This window comes from Cellulomonas sp. A375-1 (assembly GCF_001040865.1).
Lineage (GTDB): Bacteria > Actinomycetota > Actinomycetes > Actinomycetales > Cellulomonadaceae > Cellulomonas > Cellulomonas gelida.
Genome location: NZ_LFKW01000036.1, coordinates 17,720 through 34,926 on the forward strand (window position 1 = coordinate 17,720; position 17,207 = coordinate 34,926).

Here is a 17,207-nt window from a genome sequence, read left to right on the forward strand (position 1 = left end):
CCTGCGCCCCCGCGTCGATGACCTGGAACGTCTCCCTGGGCAGATCCGGGAGGGCGCGCGGCACCGTCAGGGCGTGCCGCGCCGCCTCCACCCGGAATGCGCGCGCGTCGTCGAGCACGTCCGTCACGACTTCCCCGGCCTCCCGTCACCGCGTCCGACCAGCCCACTCACCCCTTCACCGCGCCCGTCAGGCCGCCGACGATGCGGCGCTCGAACAGGCTGAAGAAGACGAGCGCGGGCAGCATCGCGAGCGAGGTGAACGCGAGCACCTTAGCGGTGTCGACCGAGTACTCCGACGCGAACGCCTGCACCCCCAGCGGCAGGGTGAACGAGTCGGAGTCGTTGAGGATGAACAGCGGCAGCAGGTAGCTGTTCCAGCTGCCGATGAACGCCAGGATGCCCACCGTGATCACGCCGGGCAGCGAGAGCGGCAGCACCATGCGCCAGAAGAAGCCGAGCCGGCTGCACCCGTCGATCGCCGCCGCCTCCTGCAGCTCGGCGGGGATCGCCCGCAGGAACGGGACCAGGATGATGATGGTCGTCGGGAGCGCGAACCCGATCTGCGGCAGGATCACGCCTGACAGGTCGTTCATGAGCCCGAGCGTGCGGACCAGGATGTACAGCGGCGTGATGGCCACCGTCATGGGGAACATCAGCCCGGCCGCGAACAGCGCGTAGAGCGCACCCCGCCCGACGAACCGGTACCGCGCGATCGCGAAGCTCGCCATGAGCCCCAGCACGACGACGCCGATCGTGGTCGCCCCCGCCGCGATGGCCGAGTTGAGCACCTGACGCCAGAACACGCTGCCCGTCAGGACGTCGACGTAGTTGCCCGCCTGCCACGGGTCCGGCCAGCCGGACGGGTTCGTGGTGATCTGCGAGTTCGTCCGGAAGCCGCCGATGACGACGTACGCGACGGGCGCGAGCATGACGAGGATGAGGAGCACCGCGACCACGTAGACGCCGGGGCTCCCCCAGCGCAGGTCCCGCTGGTTGCGAGTGGTCTGCGGCGCCTCGTCGGGGACCACCGGCGGCACTGCGACGGTCGGGACGGCCATCAGCGCGCACCTCCTGTGATCGCACCCTCGGTGTCCCGGCGCAGGACGAACCGCTGGTAGACGAGGGCGACGACGAGCGAGATCAGGAACAGCACCACGGCGACCGCGTTGCCGTAGCCGTAGCTGCCGGCGTTGCGGCCGAAGGACACCATGTACGTCGCCATCGTCGAGGTGCCCGCGGTGGAGGCGACGTACTGCCCCCAGATGATGTAGACGAGGTCGAACAGCTGCAGCGCGCCGATGATCGACAGGAACGCCCAGATCCGCAGCGTCGGGGCGAGCAGCGGCAGCGTGATGCTGCGCTGCACCTGCCAGTACGACGCGCCGTCGATCGCGGCCGCCTCGTTGAGCTCCTGGGGGATCCCTTGCAGACCCGCGAGGAAGAGGATCACCGCGAACCCGATGTACTTCCAGGTGATGATCCCCATCAGGGTCCAGATCGCGATGTCCGGGTCGGAGATCCAGTCGTTCGCGAGCCCTCCGAGGCCGATGCGCTCCAGCAGGTCGTTGAGCGCGCCGGTGCTCTGCAGGATCAGGCTCCACCCCGTGCCGACGACGACCTCGGAGATCACGTACGGCACGAAGATCAGGACCCGGATCACCGACTGCCCGCGCATCCGGCGGTTGAGCAGGAGCGCGATGAGGACCGCCGCGGGTCCCTGCAGGATCAGCGAGAACACGACGATGAACGCGTTGTGGCGCACCGCGTCGTGGAACAGCGGGTCCTGCAGGATCGTCTGGTAGTTCTTCAGGCCGACGAAGTCGGTCGGCGGCCCGTAGCCCTCCCAGCTGAAGAAGCCGTAGTAGGCGGCCATCAGCACGGGGAAGATCACGAAGGACAGGAAGACCAGGAGCGCCGGTCCCGCCAGGATCGCGATCTCCAGCCGCTCGCCCCAGCCGACGCGACGCCTGCCGCGGCGCGGCGGGGGCGGCACCACAGGGGTACCGTCCCCGCCGGCCGGCAGGTCGACGGGCGAGCCGTTCGCGGGGTGCGAGCTCGCTCGCGTGGACGACATCTGCGTTGCTGCCCCTTACGACTTGGCGGCAGCGTCGTTGACGGCCTGGACGACGCCGGCGGCGTCACGCTTGCCGGCGAGCAGGTCGACGATCGCCACGTTCAGCGCGTTGCCGACGTTCTGCCCGTAGACCGTGTCGAGCCACTGCGACACGAACGGCGCCGCGTTGTAGGCCTCGAGGACGCTCTTCAGGTACGGCTCCTCGATGACCTTCTGCGACTCGGTGTTGACCGTCGGCGCGTTGAAGGCGCGGTAGTACGCCTCCTGCACGTCGGTGCGCGCGATGTAGTTGAGGAACGCGGCGCACGCCTCCTTCGGCGCCTTGGCCGAGCACGAGTAGCCGTCGACACCACCGAGGATCGAGCCGGGCTCACCCTTGCCGCCCGGGACCTCGGGGAACGCGAACCAGTCGAGGTCCGGCAGCGGCTTCTCGTCGGGTGTGAGCGAGCCGATGACGCCCGGGTCCCACGCGCCCATGAGCTCCATCGCGGCCTTGTGGTTGGCGACGAGACCGGCCGACGAGCCGGCACCCTGCTGGGCGGAGGTCGTCAGGAAGCCCTGGTTGAACGGCTCGGTAGCGGCGAACGCCTCGAGGTTCTCCGCGGCGTCGAGCCAGCACGGGTCGTCGAACTTCATCGACGCGGCCGTGTCCTCGAGCGTCTGCGGGCTGCACGCGCGCAGCGCGAAGAAGTAGTACCAGTGCGCGGCCGGCCAGGCGTCCTTGGCGCCCAGCGCGATCGGGGCGACGCCCGTGCCCTTGAGCTTGGTCACCGCGTCGTTGAGCTCGTCGATCGTCTTCGGCGTCGCCATGATCCCGGCCTGCGAGAACAGGTCCTTGGAGTACCACAGTCCGCCGGGGAGCACCGCGATCGGCATCGCGTACGTCTTGCCCTCGAGCTCGTTCGCCTTGAACGAGCCCTCGGGGATGAGCTTCTTGGTGTCCTCGGAGACCAGGTCCGTGATGTCGAGGAGCTGGTTCGCCCGCACCATCGCGGCCATCTTGCCGCCGCCGCGCTGCAGGAAGATGTCCGGCGCGTCACCCGAGTTGAGTGCCGTCTGGAGCTTGCCGTCGAGGTCCTCGTTCTGGATCGACTGGACCTTGATGGTGACGTCGGGGTTGTCCTTCATGAACGACGCGACCGTGTCGTCCCAGAACGCCTTGCCGGGACCCGTCGACGCGTTGTGCCAGAAGGTCATCGAGACCTTCCCGCCGGTCTCGCCGTCGCCGCCGCCGTCGTCGCTGCTACAGGCTGCGAGACCCGTGGCACACAGGAGCATCGCGGTGCTTGCCGCGAGCATCGCCCTCATCTTCATCCGAGCTGCCTCCGTACTCCTCGTTGAGTGATGCAGCCGCGCCGACGAGGCGACGATGCGCGGACCCGCGCGCTGTTCTGTCGCACTCGTCCACCACGGTTCAGAACCGCCTTCTTCACCGTTGGAGAACGCGTCCGTGAACACCGTGGCAACCCCGGGCGGTGGTGTCAATCGTCTGGGATCACCGTTCTGTCACGGTCTGCGCACGTTCCTGGAACGGAGCACGCCTGCCCGCGCGCGCCCCCGGGGCCGCGCACCTCAGTCGCGGCGCGGCGTGCTCTCCCGCTCGACGAGCCTCAGGTCGGCGACGTGCAGCACGGGCGGGCGTCGCGGCAGGTCAGGGGACGCGACCTCGTCGAGGCGGCGCAGCAGGAGGTCCACCGCGACCTCGGCGATCTCACGACGACCGGGGTCCACCGTGGTCAGCGCCGGGGCGGAGTACCGGGCGTCCTCGACGTCGTCGAACCCGACGACCGCCACGTCCCGCGGGATCGACAGGCCCCGGACCCCGAGCTCGTACATCGCGCCGAGCGCGAGCGCGTCGTTGAACGCGACCACGCCGTCGACCTCGACGCCGGCGTCGAGCACCGCGGCCATCGCGCGCGCGCCGTTCGCGCGGTGCCAGCCGTCGTCGGCCCAGCCCAGGAGCCGGTCGTCGACCGCGAGCCCGCGGTCCTCGAGCGCCTCGCGATACCCCTGGAACCGCAGCGACGCGGAACCGGCCGTCGGTGCGTGGAGCATGCCGATCGCCGCGATCCGGCGCCGGCCCACGTCGAGCAGCAGGTCCGTGGCGGCCCGCGCGCCCTCGACGTTGTGCATCGTCACGTGGTCGACGTGCGTCGAGAAGACCTGCTCGCCGAGCAGGACCAGCGGGTAGTCGAGCTTCTCGAGCAGGTGGGCGTCGCTCTGGTCGAGCGCCGCCGGGCTGAACACCAGACCGTCGACCAGGCGCCGACGCGGCTCACGCAGCGCCTCGAGCTCGCCCTCGCGCGTGAAGCCGGTCGGCTCGATCAGCACGTGCACGCCGCGACGACGAGCGGCCGCGAGCACCTCGTCGGCGAGCTCGCCGAAGTACGGCTGGCCGAGCTCCGGGACCGCGAGCCCGATCAGCCCGCTGCGCCCCGACCGCAGGATGCGCGCCGTCACGTTGATCTCGTAGCCCAGGTCGTTCACGGCCGCCAGCACGCGCTCGCGCGTCGACTCGCGCACGTAGGGGTAGCCGCTCAGCACGTTCGAGACGGTCTTCGCGGACACGCCGGCACGCCGCGCGACGTCGGCCATCGTCGGCACAACCATCCCCTTCGCGTCGTCGCACCAGGCTCGCGCACGCCCGATGGGAGCGGGCGGGCAGCGGCAATCTATCGGACACGACGAGCGTCGTCCGCCGCCCCCCGACCCGCCGCGCAGGGTGAAGACCGTCGCGTCGCCGTATCTGCCCGGGCCGTCCCCGGTCCTCCTCCCCGTTGTCGCCGCGAGAGCGACGCAGGACGGCGAGATAGCAGGGGGGTGCAAGGAAGATGACGATCGAGATCATGGACGTCGAGGAGATCACCGCGACGCGGATCCACCTCGACCCTGAGGCCGGCGGCGCCTGAGCCGCACGGAGCCGGCCCGGTCACCACGACCGGGCCGGCTCCTCTCGTCCGACCCCGCTCGCCTCGCTCAAGGACCGACCATGCTGCCCCGACTCAAGTCGCTCAACTGCCTCGCCGGCGACGGCGAGCTGATCGTGAGCCTCGACCCCAAGGTCCGCACGCGGGTCGCGGACCCGGACGGCCAGGTGCTCGCCCTGCTCAGGCTGCTGCAGGACGGCACCCGCGACGCCGCGCAGCTCGCATCCGCGCTGCGCGGCCGCGCGCCCGGCCTGACCGAGGCGGACGTCGCCGCCGTGCTCGCCCAGCTGGACCACCTCGGCTGGCTGGAGGACGCCGCCGCGCCGCAGACGTTCGACACGCACGACCGCGAGCGCTACTTCAGCAACCTCGCGTTCTTCGACGCGTTCACCACCCTGAACGTCCCGCGCGAGCAGCCGCAGGCTCGCCTGCGCGACGCGCACGTGCTCGTGCTCGGCGCCGGCGGGCTCGGGTCGGCGGTGCTGATGAACCTCGCCGGGCTCGGGGTGGGCGCGGTGACCGTGGTCGACCAGGACCGGGTCGAGCTGCGCAACTTCGCGCGGCAGTTCACCTACACCGAGGCCGAGCTCGGCCAGCCCAAGGCCGAGCGGGTCGCGCAGTGGCTCACCGCCTTCGACCCGACGTTGCGCGTCGAGGCGTTCGCGCGTCGGGTCGAGTCGCCCGACGACGTCACCGCGCTGCTGCGGGGCTCCGCGCTGAGCACGCTGCCGGACCTCGTGGTCTCGGCGATCGACGAGCCCGACGAGGTCGACCGCTGGGTCAACGAGGCGTGCGTCGCCGCCGGGGTGCCGTTCATCCGCGGCGGCCTGGCGTACACGCAAGGGCTGTACTGGTCCGTGGACCCGGGCCGCAGCGCGTGCCGCGAGTGCCTCGAGCGGCACCGCGAGCGCCTGGCCACGGGCATCGACCGCGAGGTCGTCGACCGGCCGCGGGTGCTCGAGCAGGCGCGTGTGAACCGGGCGATCGGGCCGGTGACGAGCGTGCTCGGCGGGCTCGTGTCGCTCGAGGCGATGCGGTTCCTCACCGGGCTGACCGCGCCGGTGTCCCTCGGTCGCTACCAGCTCGTCGACTTCGCGAGCGACGGCCGCACGACGACCGACGCGTGGCCCGCCGACCCGGACTGCCCGGTCTGCGCGACGGCCCCGGCCCGCGGGACCCGCGCCGGACGCGCGGCGCGCACCGCCGCCGCCTGATGACCACGCTCGACGCGGGCGCGAGCGCCGCGCCGCCCACCCCGGCAGCGCCCACCCCAGCAGAGCCCACTCCAGCACCGCACGTCCGGGCCGGCTCCGTCCTGCGACTGCACCCGCTCACGCGCACGACGCAGGGCGACCGCGTCGTCGTCGGACGCGCCGACACCGGGCGGTTCGTGGCGATCCCCGCCGTAGGCGCCCAGGCTCTGGACCTCCTGGAGGCCGGGCTGACGGTCGAGGCGGTCGAGGCCGCCGTGACGCCCGCGGGCTCGACCGAGCCCGTCGACGTGCTGGCGTTCGCGCGCAGCCTCGTGCGGCTCGGCTTCGTCGCCGAGGTGGACGACGAGCGCGCGGGCGCCGGTGCGTCGCCCGCGCCGACCACGCGGGGCCTCGTCGTCGCGCCGCGCGCCCGCGCCCGCTGGTTGTTCTCACGCTGGGGCGCCGCGTTCGCGGGTCTGTGCGCGGCCGCGGTCGTGGCGATGCTCGTCGTCGTGCCCGACGTGCGCCCCGACGCGCTCGACGTCTTCTTCCTGGGCACCCCGGCGCGCAGTCTCGCCGCGCTCACGGTCCTGACATACGTGCTCGCCGGGCTGCACGAGCTCGCGCACGTCATGGCGGCCGCGGCGCTGGGCGTCCCGGCGCGGCTGCGGATCACGCGGCGGCTGTACTTCCTGACCTTCGAGACGAACCTGACGGGCCTGTGGGCGCTGCCGCCGCGTCGGCGGGTCGGGCCGCTGGTCGCGGGCATGGCGTTCGACGCGGTCGTCCTGGCGGTCGTCCTCGCGCTGCGCGTCGCCGGCGTCGGACCGGACGCACTGCTCGCCGCGCTCGCGCTCGTCGAGGTCTCCGCGATCGTCGTGCAGTTCTTCGTGTTCCTGCGCAGCGACGTGTACGCCGTCATGACGGCGGTGCTCGGCTGCACGCACCTGCAGCGGACCACGCGCCTGCTGCTGCGGCGCACGGTGCGTCGGCTCACGCCCGACGAGCGCGTCGCCCTGGCCGCGAGCCCGCCGCGGGACCTCGCGGTCGCGCGCTGGTACCGGTACGTGCACGTCGCGGGGATGGCCGTCGCCGCGTGGTTCTTCGTCGTGCTGTTCGTGCCCTCGACCTGGCACCTGCTGAGCTGGATGCGCGACGCGCTGATCACTGCCGGGCCCGCGACCTGGGCGTTCTACGAGGCGCTCGTCCTCGGCGTCCTGCTGCTGTCACCGCGCGCGCTCACCGCAGTCGTGGCCCTCCGCGAGGTCGTCGACCGTCGGCGAGCGGCCCGGCGGCCCCCCGCGTCCTCGGCGGCGCTCCGCGTCGGTCCGTCGCACTAATCGTTTGGCCGCTGGTCGGGTCTGTCTCGGTGCGTGCCACAGTGGCGACATCCGCCCGTGTTAGCGATCACACGCGGAGCCCGTGAGTCTCACACCGCACAGGAGACGACCATGCGCGACGACGACGTCGACACCGCACCACCGCCCGCACAGCTCCCGACGAAGCAGCCGCACGGACCTCGTCGGCGCCGACGCCGACAGGCCTTCCTCGTCGTGCTCGCCGTCGCGCTCGCCGGCCTCGTCGCGGTCGGCGGGGCACCCACCGCGACCGCCGCGACCATCGACACCTCGGCGTCGTACGTGCTCGTCAACCGCAACAGCGGCAAGGCCCTGGACGTCTACAACCTCGCCACCAACGACGGCGCCCGGATCACCCAGTGGTCCCGCAACGACGGTGCGCAGCAGCAGTGGCAGTTCCTCGACTCCGGGAACGGCTTCTACCGGCTGAAGTCGCGGGTCTCGGGCAAGGTGCTGGACGTGGCGAACCGGTCGACCGCCGACGGCGCCGCGCTCATCCAGTGGACCGACACCAACGCGACGAACCAGCAGTTCAGCATCCAGGACGTCGACGGCTACATCCAGCTGATCAGCCGCAACAGCGGCAAGGCCGTCGAGATCCAGAACGCGTCCACTGCGGACGGCGCCAACGTCGTGCAGTACTCCGACTGGAACGGGGCCAACCAGCAGTGGCAGCTGGTCCGGCTCGGCGGCACACCGACGCCTACGCCCACGCCCACGACCCCGCCGGGTCCCACGGGCACGTTCACCAACCCGGTGGTCTGGCAGGACTTCGCCGACGGCGACATCATCCGCGTCGGCGACGCCTACTACTACTCGGCGTCGACCATGCACTACTCCCCCGGCGCCCCGATCCTGCGCTCGTACGACCTCGTGAACTGGGAGTACGCCGGGCACTCGGTGCCGCGTCTCGACTTCGACGACAGCGGGTACGACCTGTCCGGCGGCCGCAAGTACGTCAAGGGCATCTGGGCGTCGACGCTCGGCTACCGCAAGAGCAACTCCACCTACTACTGGCTGGGCTGCACCGAGTTCAACCGCACCTACGTGTACACGGCCACCGCGGTCGACGGCACGTGGTCGAAGAAGGCCCGGATCAACAGCTGCTACTACGACGCGGGCCTGCTGGTCGACGACAACGACACGATGTACGTGGCGTACGGCAACGGGACGATCAGCGTCGCGCAGCTCAACGCGGACGGCACCGGGCAGGTGCGTGCCCAGCAGGTGTTCCAGACGCCGTCGAACGTCGGCACGCTCGAGGGCGCCCGGTTCTACAAGCGCAACGGCTACTACTACATCTGGCTGACGCGTCCCGCGAACGGCCAGTACGTGCTGCGCTCGAGCTCGCCGTTCGGCCCGTACGAGATGCGCCAGGTGCTGCTCGACCTGCCCGGCCCGATCTCGGGCGGCGGCGTCCCGCACCAGGGCGGCCTCGTCCAGACGCAGGCCGGCGACTGGTGGTACATGGCCTTCACCGACGCCTTCCCGGGTGGGCGGGTGCCCACGCTCGCACCGATCACCTGGACCGGCGACGGGTGGCCCACGCTGCAGACGGTCAACGGGCGCTGGGGCACCACGTACAACCGCCCGAACATCACGACGAGCAAGACGGTCGCCCCGATGATCGGCCGCGACACCTTCGTCGGCCCGACCCTGGGCCACCGCTGGGAGTGGAACCACAACCCGGACACCAGCCGGTTCAGCGTCGGCAACGGCCTGCGGCTGCAGACCGCGACCGTCACCAACGACCTCTACAACGCGCGCAACACCCTGACCCACCGCATCCAGGGCCCGTCGTCGACGGCGACGGTCGAGCTCGACTACTCGGGCATGGCCAACGGCGACCGGTCGGGCCTGGCGATGCTGCGGCAGTCGTCGGCGTGGATCGGCGTGGTCAAGTCAGGCGGCTCGACGCGCGTCGTCATGACCGACGGGCTGACGATGAACAGCTCGTGGGCGACCACCGGGACCGGGGTCGAGCGTGCGTCGGCGAACGTGTCCGGCGGCCGGATCTGGTTGCGGACGACCGCCGACATCCGCCCGGGCTCGGGCCGGACCGCGACGTTCTCCTACAGCACCGACGGCACCACGTTCGTACCGCTCGGTCCCGCGTTCACCCTGAACAACCAGTGGGAGTTCTTCATGGGCTACCGCTTCGGGATCTTCAACTACGCCACGCAGGCGCTCGGCGGAGCCGTCACGGTCCGCAGCTTCGACCTCACGACGCCCTGACCCGGGCGTCCTGACTGATCCACCGTCGCCGCACGACGAGGGCTGCTTCGTCGTGCGACGAACCGCCGACCCCGCGACCGACGCGAGGCCACCGAGAAGAGAGCGAGACATCATGCGCACGACGCCCGCACACCTGCGCCGCCCCGGATGGCGACGACAGGCGAGCGCACTCCTCGCCACCACCGGGCTGGTGGTGACCATGGCCGTCGCCCTGGCGAACCCCGCGCAGGCCGCCTCGACGCTCGGGGCGTCCGCGGCGGAGAAAGGTCGGTACTTCGGCACCGCGATCGCCGCCGGCCGGCTGAGCGACTCGACGTACTCGTCGATCGCCAACCGCGAGTTCAACATGATCACCGCGGAGAACGAGATGAAGTGGGACGCGACGGAGCCGTCGCAGAACTCCTTCAACTACAGCCGCGGGGACCAGATCGCCAACTGGGCGCGCAACAACGGCAAGCAGGTCCGCGGTCACGCACTGCTGTGGCACGCGCAGATGCCCGGATGGGCGCAGAACCTGTCCGGCAGCGCGCTGCGCAACGCCGCGATCAACCACGTCACCAAGGTCGCGACGTACTACCGCGGCAAGATCCACTCGTGGGACGTCGTCAACGAGGCGTTCGCCGACGACGGTCGCGGCAGCCGCCGTGACTCGAGCCTGCAGCGCACGGGCAACGACTGGATCGAGGCGGCGTTCCGCGCCGCTCGCGCCGCCGACCCCGGCGCCAAGCTCTGCTACAACGATTACAACACCGACGGCATCAACGCGAAGTCGACGGGCGTCTACAACATGGTCCGCGACTTCAAGTCGCGCGGCGTGCCCATCGACTGCGTCGGGTTCCAGTCGCACCTCGGCACGGGCCTGCCGGGCGACTACCAGGCGAACCTGCAACGGTTCGCCGACCTGGGCGTCGACGTGCAGATCACCGAGCTCGACATCGAGCAGGGCGGCAACCAGGCGAACATGTACGCCGCGGTGACCAACGCCTGCCTCGCGGTCGCGCGGTGCAACGGCATCACCGTGTGGGGCGTGCGGGACAGCGACTCGTGGCGCACCGGGGCCAACCCGCTGCTCTTCGACGCGTCGGGCAACAAGAAGGCCGCCTACACCTCGGTGCTCAACGCGCTCAACGCCGGCAGCAACAACGGCGGCGGCGGTGACGGTTCGATCGACACGAGCGCCTGGTACGTCCTGCTCAACCGCAACAGCGGCAAGGCGCTCGACGTCTACAACCTGGCGACCAACGACGGCGCCCGGATCACGCAGTGGTCCCGCAACAACGGCAGCCAGCAGCAGTGGCAGTTCGTGAGCACCGGTGACGGGTACTACGAGATCCGCTCGCGCCTGTCGGGCAAGAACCTCGACGTGTACGCGAAGTCCACCGCTGACGGTGCGGCGATCGTGCAGTGGAGCGACAACAACGGCACCAACCAGCAGTGGCGGGCGACCGTCTCCGGCGGGTACGCCACGCTCATCAGCCGCCTGAGCGGCAAGGCCCTCGAGGTGCAGGGCGCCTCGACGGCGGACGGCGCGAACATCGTCCAGTACAGCAGCTGGAACGGCGCCAACCAGCAGTGGCAGCTGGTCAAGGTCGGCTGACCGGTCGAGAGGGAACGACGAGGGCCGGCCCGGTCTGCGCGACCGGGCCGGCCCTCGGCTCGTCACCCCGCCCCCGGTCCGCAGAGCGCCCGACGGGTATTCGAGCGACTGGCCGGGTCACGGCCCGCTAGCGTCCCGGGATGCACGACGACGCGAGAACCGACGCCCAGCGCGCCCAGCGCCTCGCGCCCCACCGCAGGACCGCCCTGCGGCCCGCGTGGCACGAGCTGCCCGACGCCGTGCGCGCGGCGGTCGAGTCGCACGCCGGGGCGGCCGTGCTGCACGCCCACTCGCAGGACGGCGGGTTCACCGAGGGGTTCGCGAGCCGCCTCGAGCTGGCCGACCACACGCGCGTCTTCGTCAAGGCCGCGACGGCGTCGCGCGGCGAGCACGCCCACCCGGCGTACCGGCACGAGGCGCGGGTCGTCGCCCTGCTGCCCGAGACCGTCGCGGCGCCACGGCTGCTCTGGAGCGTCGAGGCCGGCGACTGGGTCGTCCTGGGGTTCGAGGACGTCGAGGGCGCGACGCCGCAGCGTCCGTGGCAGCCCGACGAGCTGGCCGCGGTGCTCGCCGCCCTCGAGGGTCTCGCCGAGGCGCTGACACCTGCGCCCGACGCCCTGCTCCCGCTCGGCACGACCGCCGACCTCGACGGCGACCTGCACTTCTGGCGTCGGTGCGCGTCCGGCGAGGTCGACCTCGCGCTCGTCCCGGGCCCGTGGCGGGCGCGCGTCGCGGAGCTCGCGGTCAGGGAGGGAGCGTGGGCGCAGGCCGCATCCGGGACCACGGCGGTGCACTTCGACCTGCGCGACGACAACGTGCTGCTCGCCACGGACGGCCGGGTGCTGGTGTGCGACTGGAACTGGATCCAGCTGGCCGCGCCCTGGGTGGACCTCGTCGGACTGCTCGTGAGCGTGCACGGCGACGGACTCGACGCCGAGCGCATCCTCGCGACGCACTCCCTGACCCGAGACGTCCCACGCGCCTCGATCGACGCGTTCCTCGTCGCGCTGGCCGGGTACTTCGTCGATGCTGCCGGCCGCCCGCCGGTGGAGACGTCGCCGTGGCTCCGGGTGCACCAGGCGTGGTACCGCGACGCGGCGCTGGACTGGCTCACGACCCGCCTCCGCCACTGACCGTCGTGGCGTGGCGCGCACCACGCGCTGTCGGGTCAGGTCAGGCCTCGACCCACACCGGAGCAGGGACGGCGTCGGCGGCCTGGGCGAGCAGCAGGTGGGTGGCTTCGGCTGCGGGGACCGGGCGGGAGAACAGGAAGCCCTGGACGAACGGGCAGCCGAGCTCGGCGAGGGCGGCGGCCTCGTCCTCCGTCTCCACGCCCTCGGCGATGACGGTCAGGCCGAAGCGCGCGCCCATCGTGATCATGAGCCCGACCAGCTCGCGGCTGCGCGCGCTCGCCTGCATGCGCTGGATGAAGGAGCGGTCGATCTTCAGAGCCGCGACGGGGAGCTCGTGCAGGGCGGACAGCGACGAGTGCCCGGTGCCGAAGTCGTCGATCTGGAACTCGATGCCCTCGTCGCGCAGCTGACGCAGGAAGCTGACCGCGACGTCCTGGTTGTGCATGATGACGCCCTCGGTGACCTCGAAGATCATCGAGGTGGCGGGCACGTCGTAGCGGTTGATGACGGCGCGCAGCGTGGGCAGCAGCTCGGGGTCCCAGAACTGGCGGTTGGACAGGTTCACGCTCACGGTGATGCCGTCGAAGCCGGGGACGGTCCCGCGCCACTCGGCGATCTGGCGGCATGCCTGGGTGATGGTCCACTGCCCGATCTGACGGGTCTGGCCGGTGGCCTCCGCGACGGGCAGGAAGTCGTTGGGCGGGACCAGCCCGCGCTCGGGGTGGTTCCAGCGGATCAAGGCCTCCAGCGCGACGATCCGACGCGTGTCCAGCCGCACGATCGGCTGGTAGTACAGCTCGAACTGCTCGAGCGCGATGCCCTGGTCGAGCGCGGACTCGAGCTGGAGGCGGGCCATCGCGCGCGCGTGCATCGCGCCGTCGAACATGACGACCGACCCAGGCCCCTGCGCCTTGGCGCGGTACATGGCGGTGTCGGCGTCGCGCAGGTACTCGTCGGCCGAGGTGTAGCCGCTCGCGGACACGGCGATGCCAGCGGCGGCGCTGACCGCGCGCGTGCCCTCGGTGAGGACCACGGGCACGGACATCACGGTGAGCAGGCGCCGGACGACCTCGGGCAGGCCGGAGATGTCGCGCACGTCGTCCAGGAGCAGGACGAACTCGTCGCCGCCGAACCGGGAGACGGTGTCGCCGGGCCGCAGCCCGGCGGAGAGACGGGTGGCGACCTCGACCAGGAGCTCGTCGCCGACCTGGTGGCCGAGGCTGTCGTTGACCACCTTGAAGCCGTCCAGGTCGAGGAAGACGACCGCGAAGGTGGAGTCGGGGTTGCGCCGGGTGCGCAGGATCGTCTGGTCGAGCCGCTCCAGGAACAGTGCGCGGTTCGGCAGTCCGGTCAGCGGGTCGTAGTGGGCGTCGTTGCGCAGGCGGTCCTCGAGCTCCTTGCGCTCGGTGACGTCGGTCATCGAGCCGACCAGCCGGATGGCGTGACCGTCAGTGCCGCGCACCGACAACGCGTTGGTGATCATCCAGCGGTGGCTGCCGTCCGCGGTGCGCAGCCGGTACTCGACCTCCAGCGACGGCTCGAGTCCGGACAGGTGGTCCGCCAGCGCCTTGTCGAAGGCGGCACGGTCGGCCGGGTGGATGCGCGTCAGCCACTCCTGGGACGTGGCGTCGAGCTCGTCGTCGCGGTAGCCGAGCAGCGCCTTCCAGCGCGCCGAGTAGTACGCGGCGCCGGTCACCAGGTCCCAGTCCCACATGCCGTCGTTGGCGGCCTCGGCCGCGAGGGCGTACCGCTCCTCGCTGACGCGCAGCCGCTCCAGCGACCGGTCCTGCTCGAGGGCCACCGAGAGCAGCACCGCCCAGTGGTTGACCCGCTCGAAGACCGCCTCCTCCATCACGTCGAACTCGCCGGTCAGCGCCAGGAAGCCGTGGTCGTTGCCGTCGAAGGTCACCGGCACGACGAACGTCAGCTCGTCGTGCTCGGTCCCGCCGGGCTGCTCCGGGGCTGCCGGGGGAAAGGCCCGCACGTCGCACGGCTCGTCGAGCCCGGTGCCGGTCGCGTCGCCGGGGTAGACGCCCACGAGCCGCAGCTCTCCCAGGTCGTTCCACAGCGCGAGGCTGGCCGTGCGGACGCCGGTGTCGGCCAGCCACGTCAACGACCTGGCGTTGCGGCCCTTGCGTCGCACCAGCTCGGTGCTGATCCGGTAGTGGCGACGCTGGATGTCGACGTGCTGGTTGAGCACGACTGCGCTGTCGTGCTCGAGGTGGCGTTGCAGCGCGCGCGTCGCGACGTCCACGGCACGCTCCTGCACGGCTGCCCCGGCGAGCGTGTCCCCCGGGGCGAGGTGGTCGACCACGGCCTCCGCGAGCTGACGCACCACGAGCAGTGCGCTCAAGGGGTACCGCGACCGAGAGACCGCGCGGCGCAGGGCGTCCGCGGCGGCCTTGTCCGCCTTGTCGAGCTCGAGCAGGGCGCCCGGCTCGGAGTCCGTCGCCCGCAGGGTCTCGACGAACAGCGTGACCAGGCGCTGCACCGCAAGCTGGAGCCCGAGGTGCTGCGGCGACGGCAGCTCCTCGTCGCCGTACAGCGCGTCACCGAGCCGGTCGACGAACGGCTGGCTCACCTCGTCCAGGGCCGCCCGGCCGGGCACCGTCTCGGCCACGGTCGCCTGGCAGCCGCAGGACTCGCGCACGACCAGCTTGACCGGGATGCAGTGCTGGCCGGGCTCGATGTGCTCCCCGCTCAGGGCGCGCAGGGCCAACCCACAGGCGGTCACGCCCGCGAGGCTGAAGCTCTGTGCCACGGTGGACAGCGGCGGGTGGTGCTCGGCGGCCGCGGCGATGTCGTCGAAGCCGACCACCGCGACGTCGTCCGGCACGACGAGGCCGTCCTCGGTGAGCGCCTTGACCACCGCCATCGCCGTCGCGTCGGTGCACGCGACCACGGCGGTGGGCATCCGGTCCAGCTCCCTGAGGCGTCGCGCGGCGGCCGAGCCGTCGTGCCTCTCCTCACCGGTCCAGGGCACCATGATCGGGTCGGTCGGAACCAGGCCGTTGGCCTCCATCGCCCCGCGGTACGCGTCGTACCGGATCGCGTCGTCTGCGTTGGCGGGCTCCCGGCCCGCGAAGACGATGTCCGAGTGCCCGTGGCCGATGAGGTGGTCCACGGCCGCCGAGACGCCCTGGACGTTGTCCGGGACGACGGTGGGACAGGCCAGTCCCGACGGCGCGGCGTACATGGTGACCAGCGGCTTGCCCGTGGCGGCGAACTCGTGCAGGTACGAGTCGTCGGCCGGTGTCACCACCACGACGAGCGCGTCGAGATGGTCCCAGGCGACCTGGGCCGTGAACTGCTCGTCCGAGATCGCCTTGAAGAACCCCGCCTCGCGGGCCTGGATCGCCAGGACCCTGGCGCCGTGCGCGGCCGCGGTGTCCATCACGCCGTCGAGGATGCTTCCGTAGAAGTACCCGTGCACGTTCGGGGCGAGGTACCCGATCACGGGCGGGCGAGCGGCACCCGCGACGTCATCGCGCCGCTGGTCGTCTCTGCTCGCTCCGCTCATGGTCCAGCAATCGACAGGATCAGGCGCTCACCTGAGAGTTTCGACGTACCGCGTGTGCGCTTGCGTACCGGCTACCGATACGTATCACCCATCCTCGTCGGAAGCGCGGATTCAGCCAGATCGGGTGCCTTCCGGGCGAACCTGGGCGGCGTCACCGCGACCTCATGGGGCGGCTCGGGGTCAGGTGCGTGGGGCGTACATGATGACGGCGACGCCGAGCAGGCAGATGGCCGCGCCGACGACGTCCCAACGGTCGGGCTGGAACTTGTCGACGGCCATGCCCCACGCGAGCGAGCCGGCCACGAAGATCCCGCCGTACGCCGCCAGGATCCGCCCGAAGTGTGCGTCCGGCTGCAACGTCGCGACGAAGCCGTAGGCGCCGAGGGCGACCACTCCGGCACCGATCCACAGGACCCCGCGGTGCTCGCGCACGCCCTGCCAGATCAGCCACGCACCGCCGATCTCGGCGACGGCCGCGACGGCGAACAGCAGGAGCGAGCGCAGCACGGTCATGCGCGCAGTCTCTCGTGCCTCGGCTCCCGCTCGCGGCAGGCCGTGCGAGGTCGTCGAGTGGTCGCGCTCAGCACGCGCCGCCGCACCCGCACGTGCTCTCCGGCTCGGTCGTCGCCGCGGCAGCCCGACGGCCTCGCAGCCACAGGGCAGCACCGACCACGACGGCGACGAGTGCGACCACGCCCAGCGCGAGCGCCACCCCACCCGTGAAGAACGCCCCGACCCCCGCCGCGACGCCGCCCGCGGCGATCAGCGGCACGGAGCAGGCCACGGCACACACCAGCGCGAGGCCGAACCCAGCCAGTACCCCCTTCTTCGTCGTGGCGTTCGCGCTCGTCGCGTGGTCGGGGGTGGTCGAGGCGTTCATGGCGTCTCCCAGGGGTGTGCGGGCAGAGGGGATCGCGGCCGGAACCGAGTGCGGTGCGGCCGAGGCTCGTGCGGGTTCAGGCCGCGGTGCCGAACATCGCGGCGACGACGTCGGCGGCGTGGTCGGGTGCGCGCACCTCGAGGCGGATCTGCCCCGTGGTGAGCCGGACGGTGAAGTCGAAGAACGTGCAGCAGTCCTGCTCGGCGGCAGCCAGCCGGGCGACCTCGGCGACCAGCTCGGGCGCGGCCACGAACTCGAGGGCCACGCCGCCGGCGATCGGCTCGCGGCGC

At 71.6% G+C, this 17,207-nt stretch carries 13 protein-coding genes; 5 read left to right on the forward strand and 8 right to left on the reverse strand.

Annotated features, from left to right (window positions below; genetic code table 11):
* Window positions 1–167 precede the first annotated feature (167 nt).
* From CWIS_RS03930 to CWIS_RS03945, 4 genes are all read right to left on the reverse strand, one after another.
* Window positions 168–1,058: a carbohydrate ABC transporter permease gene (locus CWIS_RS03930; protein ID WP_048341940.1), complete on the reverse strand. Its 891-nt coding sequence runs from the start codon at window positions 1,056–1,058 to the stop codon at window positions 168–170.
* A complete protein-coding gene (locus CWIS_RS03935; protein ID WP_048341941.1) occupies window positions 1,058–2,074 on the reverse strand; it encodes a carbohydrate ABC transporter permease in 1,017 nt (338 codons plus the stop codon). The genes CWIS_RS03930 and CWIS_RS03935 overlap by 1 nt, the downstream gene beginning before the upstream one ends.
* Window positions 2,075–2,089: 15 nt before the next feature.
* The gene (locus tag CWIS_RS03940; protein ID WP_048341942.1) at window positions 2,090–3,388 is read right to left on the reverse strand and encodes an ABC transporter substrate-binding protein; all 1,299 of its coding nucleotides are present in this window, start codon (window positions 3,386–3,388) and stop codon (window positions 2,090–2,092) included.
* 258 nt (window positions 3,389–3,646) lie between these two features.
* On the reverse strand, window positions 3,647–4,684 hold the full coding sequence (locus CWIS_RS03945; protein ID WP_048341943.1) for a LacI family DNA-binding transcriptional regulator: 1,038 nt from the start codon (window positions 4,682–4,684) through the stop codon (window positions 3,647–3,649).
* Window positions 4,685–5,063: 379 nt separating this feature from the next.
* Here CWIS_RS03945 and CWIS_RS03950 point away from each other — a divergent pair, with 379 nt between their 5' ends.
* From CWIS_RS03950 to CWIS_RS03970, 5 genes are all read left to right on the forward strand, one after another.
* Window positions 5,064–6,215: a ThiF family adenylyltransferase gene (locus CWIS_RS03950; protein WP_048341944.1), complete on the forward strand. Its 1,152-nt coding sequence runs from the start codon at window positions 5,064–5,066 to the stop codon at window positions 6,213–6,215.
* Window positions 6,215–7,534 (forward strand): hypothetical protein, encoded by a 1,320-nt coding sequence (locus CWIS_RS03955; protein WP_156186533.1) that lies wholly within the window; start codon window positions 6,215–6,217, stop codon window positions 7,532–7,534. Before CWIS_RS03950 ends, CWIS_RS03955 begins: the two co-directional genes overlap by 1 nt.
* A gap of 111 nt (window positions 7,535–7,645) precedes the next feature.
* On the forward strand, window positions 7,646–9,787 hold the full coding sequence (locus CWIS_RS03960) for a family 43 glycosylhydrolase (RefSeq protein WP_082156196.1): 2,142 nt from the start codon (window positions 7,646–7,648) through the stop codon (window positions 9,785–9,787).
* Between the two features lie 112 nt (window positions 9,788–9,899).
* A complete protein-coding gene (locus CWIS_RS03965) occupies window positions 9,900–11,384 on the forward strand; it encodes an endo-1,4-beta-xylanase (protein ID WP_048341946.1) in 1,485 nt (494 codons plus the stop codon).
* Window positions 11,385–11,524: 140 nt separating this feature from the next.
* A complete protein-coding gene (locus tag CWIS_RS03970) occupies window positions 11,525–12,517 on the forward strand; it encodes a hypothetical protein (protein ID WP_048341947.1) in 993 nt (330 codons plus the stop codon).
* Window positions 12,518–12,557: 40 nt separating this feature from the next.
* Here the strand turns inward: CWIS_RS03970 and CWIS_RS17425 are convergent, their stop codons facing one another.
* The 4 genes from CWIS_RS17425 to CWIS_RS18605 all read right to left on the reverse strand — a co-directional run.
* Complete coding sequence (locus tag CWIS_RS17425) at window positions 12,558–16,037, reverse strand: EAL domain-containing protein (protein WP_082156197.1); 3,480 nt, start codon at window positions 16,035–16,037, stop codon at window positions 12,558–12,560.
* 180 nt (window positions 16,038–16,217) lie between these two features.
* The gene (locus CWIS_RS03980) at window positions 16,218–16,550 is read right to left on the reverse strand and encodes a YnfA family protein (RefSeq protein ID WP_048341948.1); all 333 of its coding nucleotides are present in this window, start codon (window positions 16,548–16,550) and stop codon (window positions 16,218–16,220) included.
* A 67-nt stretch (window positions 16,551–16,617) separates the two neighbouring features.
* Complete coding sequence (locus tag CWIS_RS03985) at window positions 16,618–16,917, reverse strand: hypothetical protein (RefSeq protein ID WP_048341949.1); 300 nt, start codon at window positions 16,915–16,917, stop codon at window positions 16,618–16,620.
* 76 nt (window positions 16,918–16,993) lie between these two features.
* On the reverse strand, window positions 16,994–17,207 hold a 214-nt coding region (locus tag CWIS_RS18605), incomplete at its 5' end, for a hypothetical protein (protein ID WP_048342003.1).

Coding starts and splice junctions, on each gene's coding strand:
- CWIS_RS03945 (WP_048341943.1), bottom strand. CDS start 4,684: ATGGTTGTGCCGACGATGGCCGACGTCGCGCGGCGTGCCGGCGTGTCC.
- CWIS_RS03980 (WP_048341948.1), bottom strand. CDS start 16,550: ATGACCGTGCTGCGCTCGCTCCTGCTGTTCGCCGTCGCGGCCGTCGCC.
- CWIS_RS03960 (WP_082156196.1), top strand. CDS start 7,646: ATGCGCGACGACGACGTCGACACCGCACCACCGCCCGCACAGCTCCCG.
- CWIS_RS03950 (WP_048341944.1), top strand. CDS start 5,064: ATGCTGCCCCGACTCAAGTCGCTCAACTGCCTCGCCGGCGACGGCGAG.
- CWIS_RS03930 (WP_048341940.1), bottom strand. CDS start 1,058: ATGGCCGTCCCGACCGTCGCAGTGCCGCCGGTGGTCCCCGACGAGGCG.
- CWIS_RS03965 (WP_048341946.1), top strand. CDS start 9,900: ATGCGCACGACGCCCGCACACCTGCGCCGCCCCGGATGGCGACGACAG.
- CWIS_RS03935 (WP_048341941.1), bottom strand. CDS start 2,074: ATGTCGTCCACGCGAGCGAGCTCGCACCCCGCGAACGGCTCGCCCGTC.
- CWIS_RS03985 (WP_048341949.1), bottom strand. CDS start 16,917: ATGAACGCCTCGACCACCCCCGACCACGCGACGAGCGCGAACGCCACG.
- CWIS_RS17425 (WP_082156197.1), bottom strand. CDS start 16,037: ATGAGCGGAGCGAGCAGAGACGACCAGCGGCGCGATGACGTCGCGGGT.
- CWIS_RS03955 (WP_156186533.1), top strand. CDS start 6,215: ATGACCACGCTCGACGCGGGCGCGAGCGCCGCGCCGCCCACCCCGGCA.
- CWIS_RS03970 (WP_048341947.1), top strand. CDS start 11,525: ATGCACGACGACGCGAGAACCGACGCCCAGCGCGCCCAGCGCCTCGCG.
- CWIS_RS03940 (WP_048341942.1), bottom strand. CDS start 3,388: ATGAAGATGAGGGCGATGCTCGCGGCAAGCACCGCGATGCTCCTGTGT.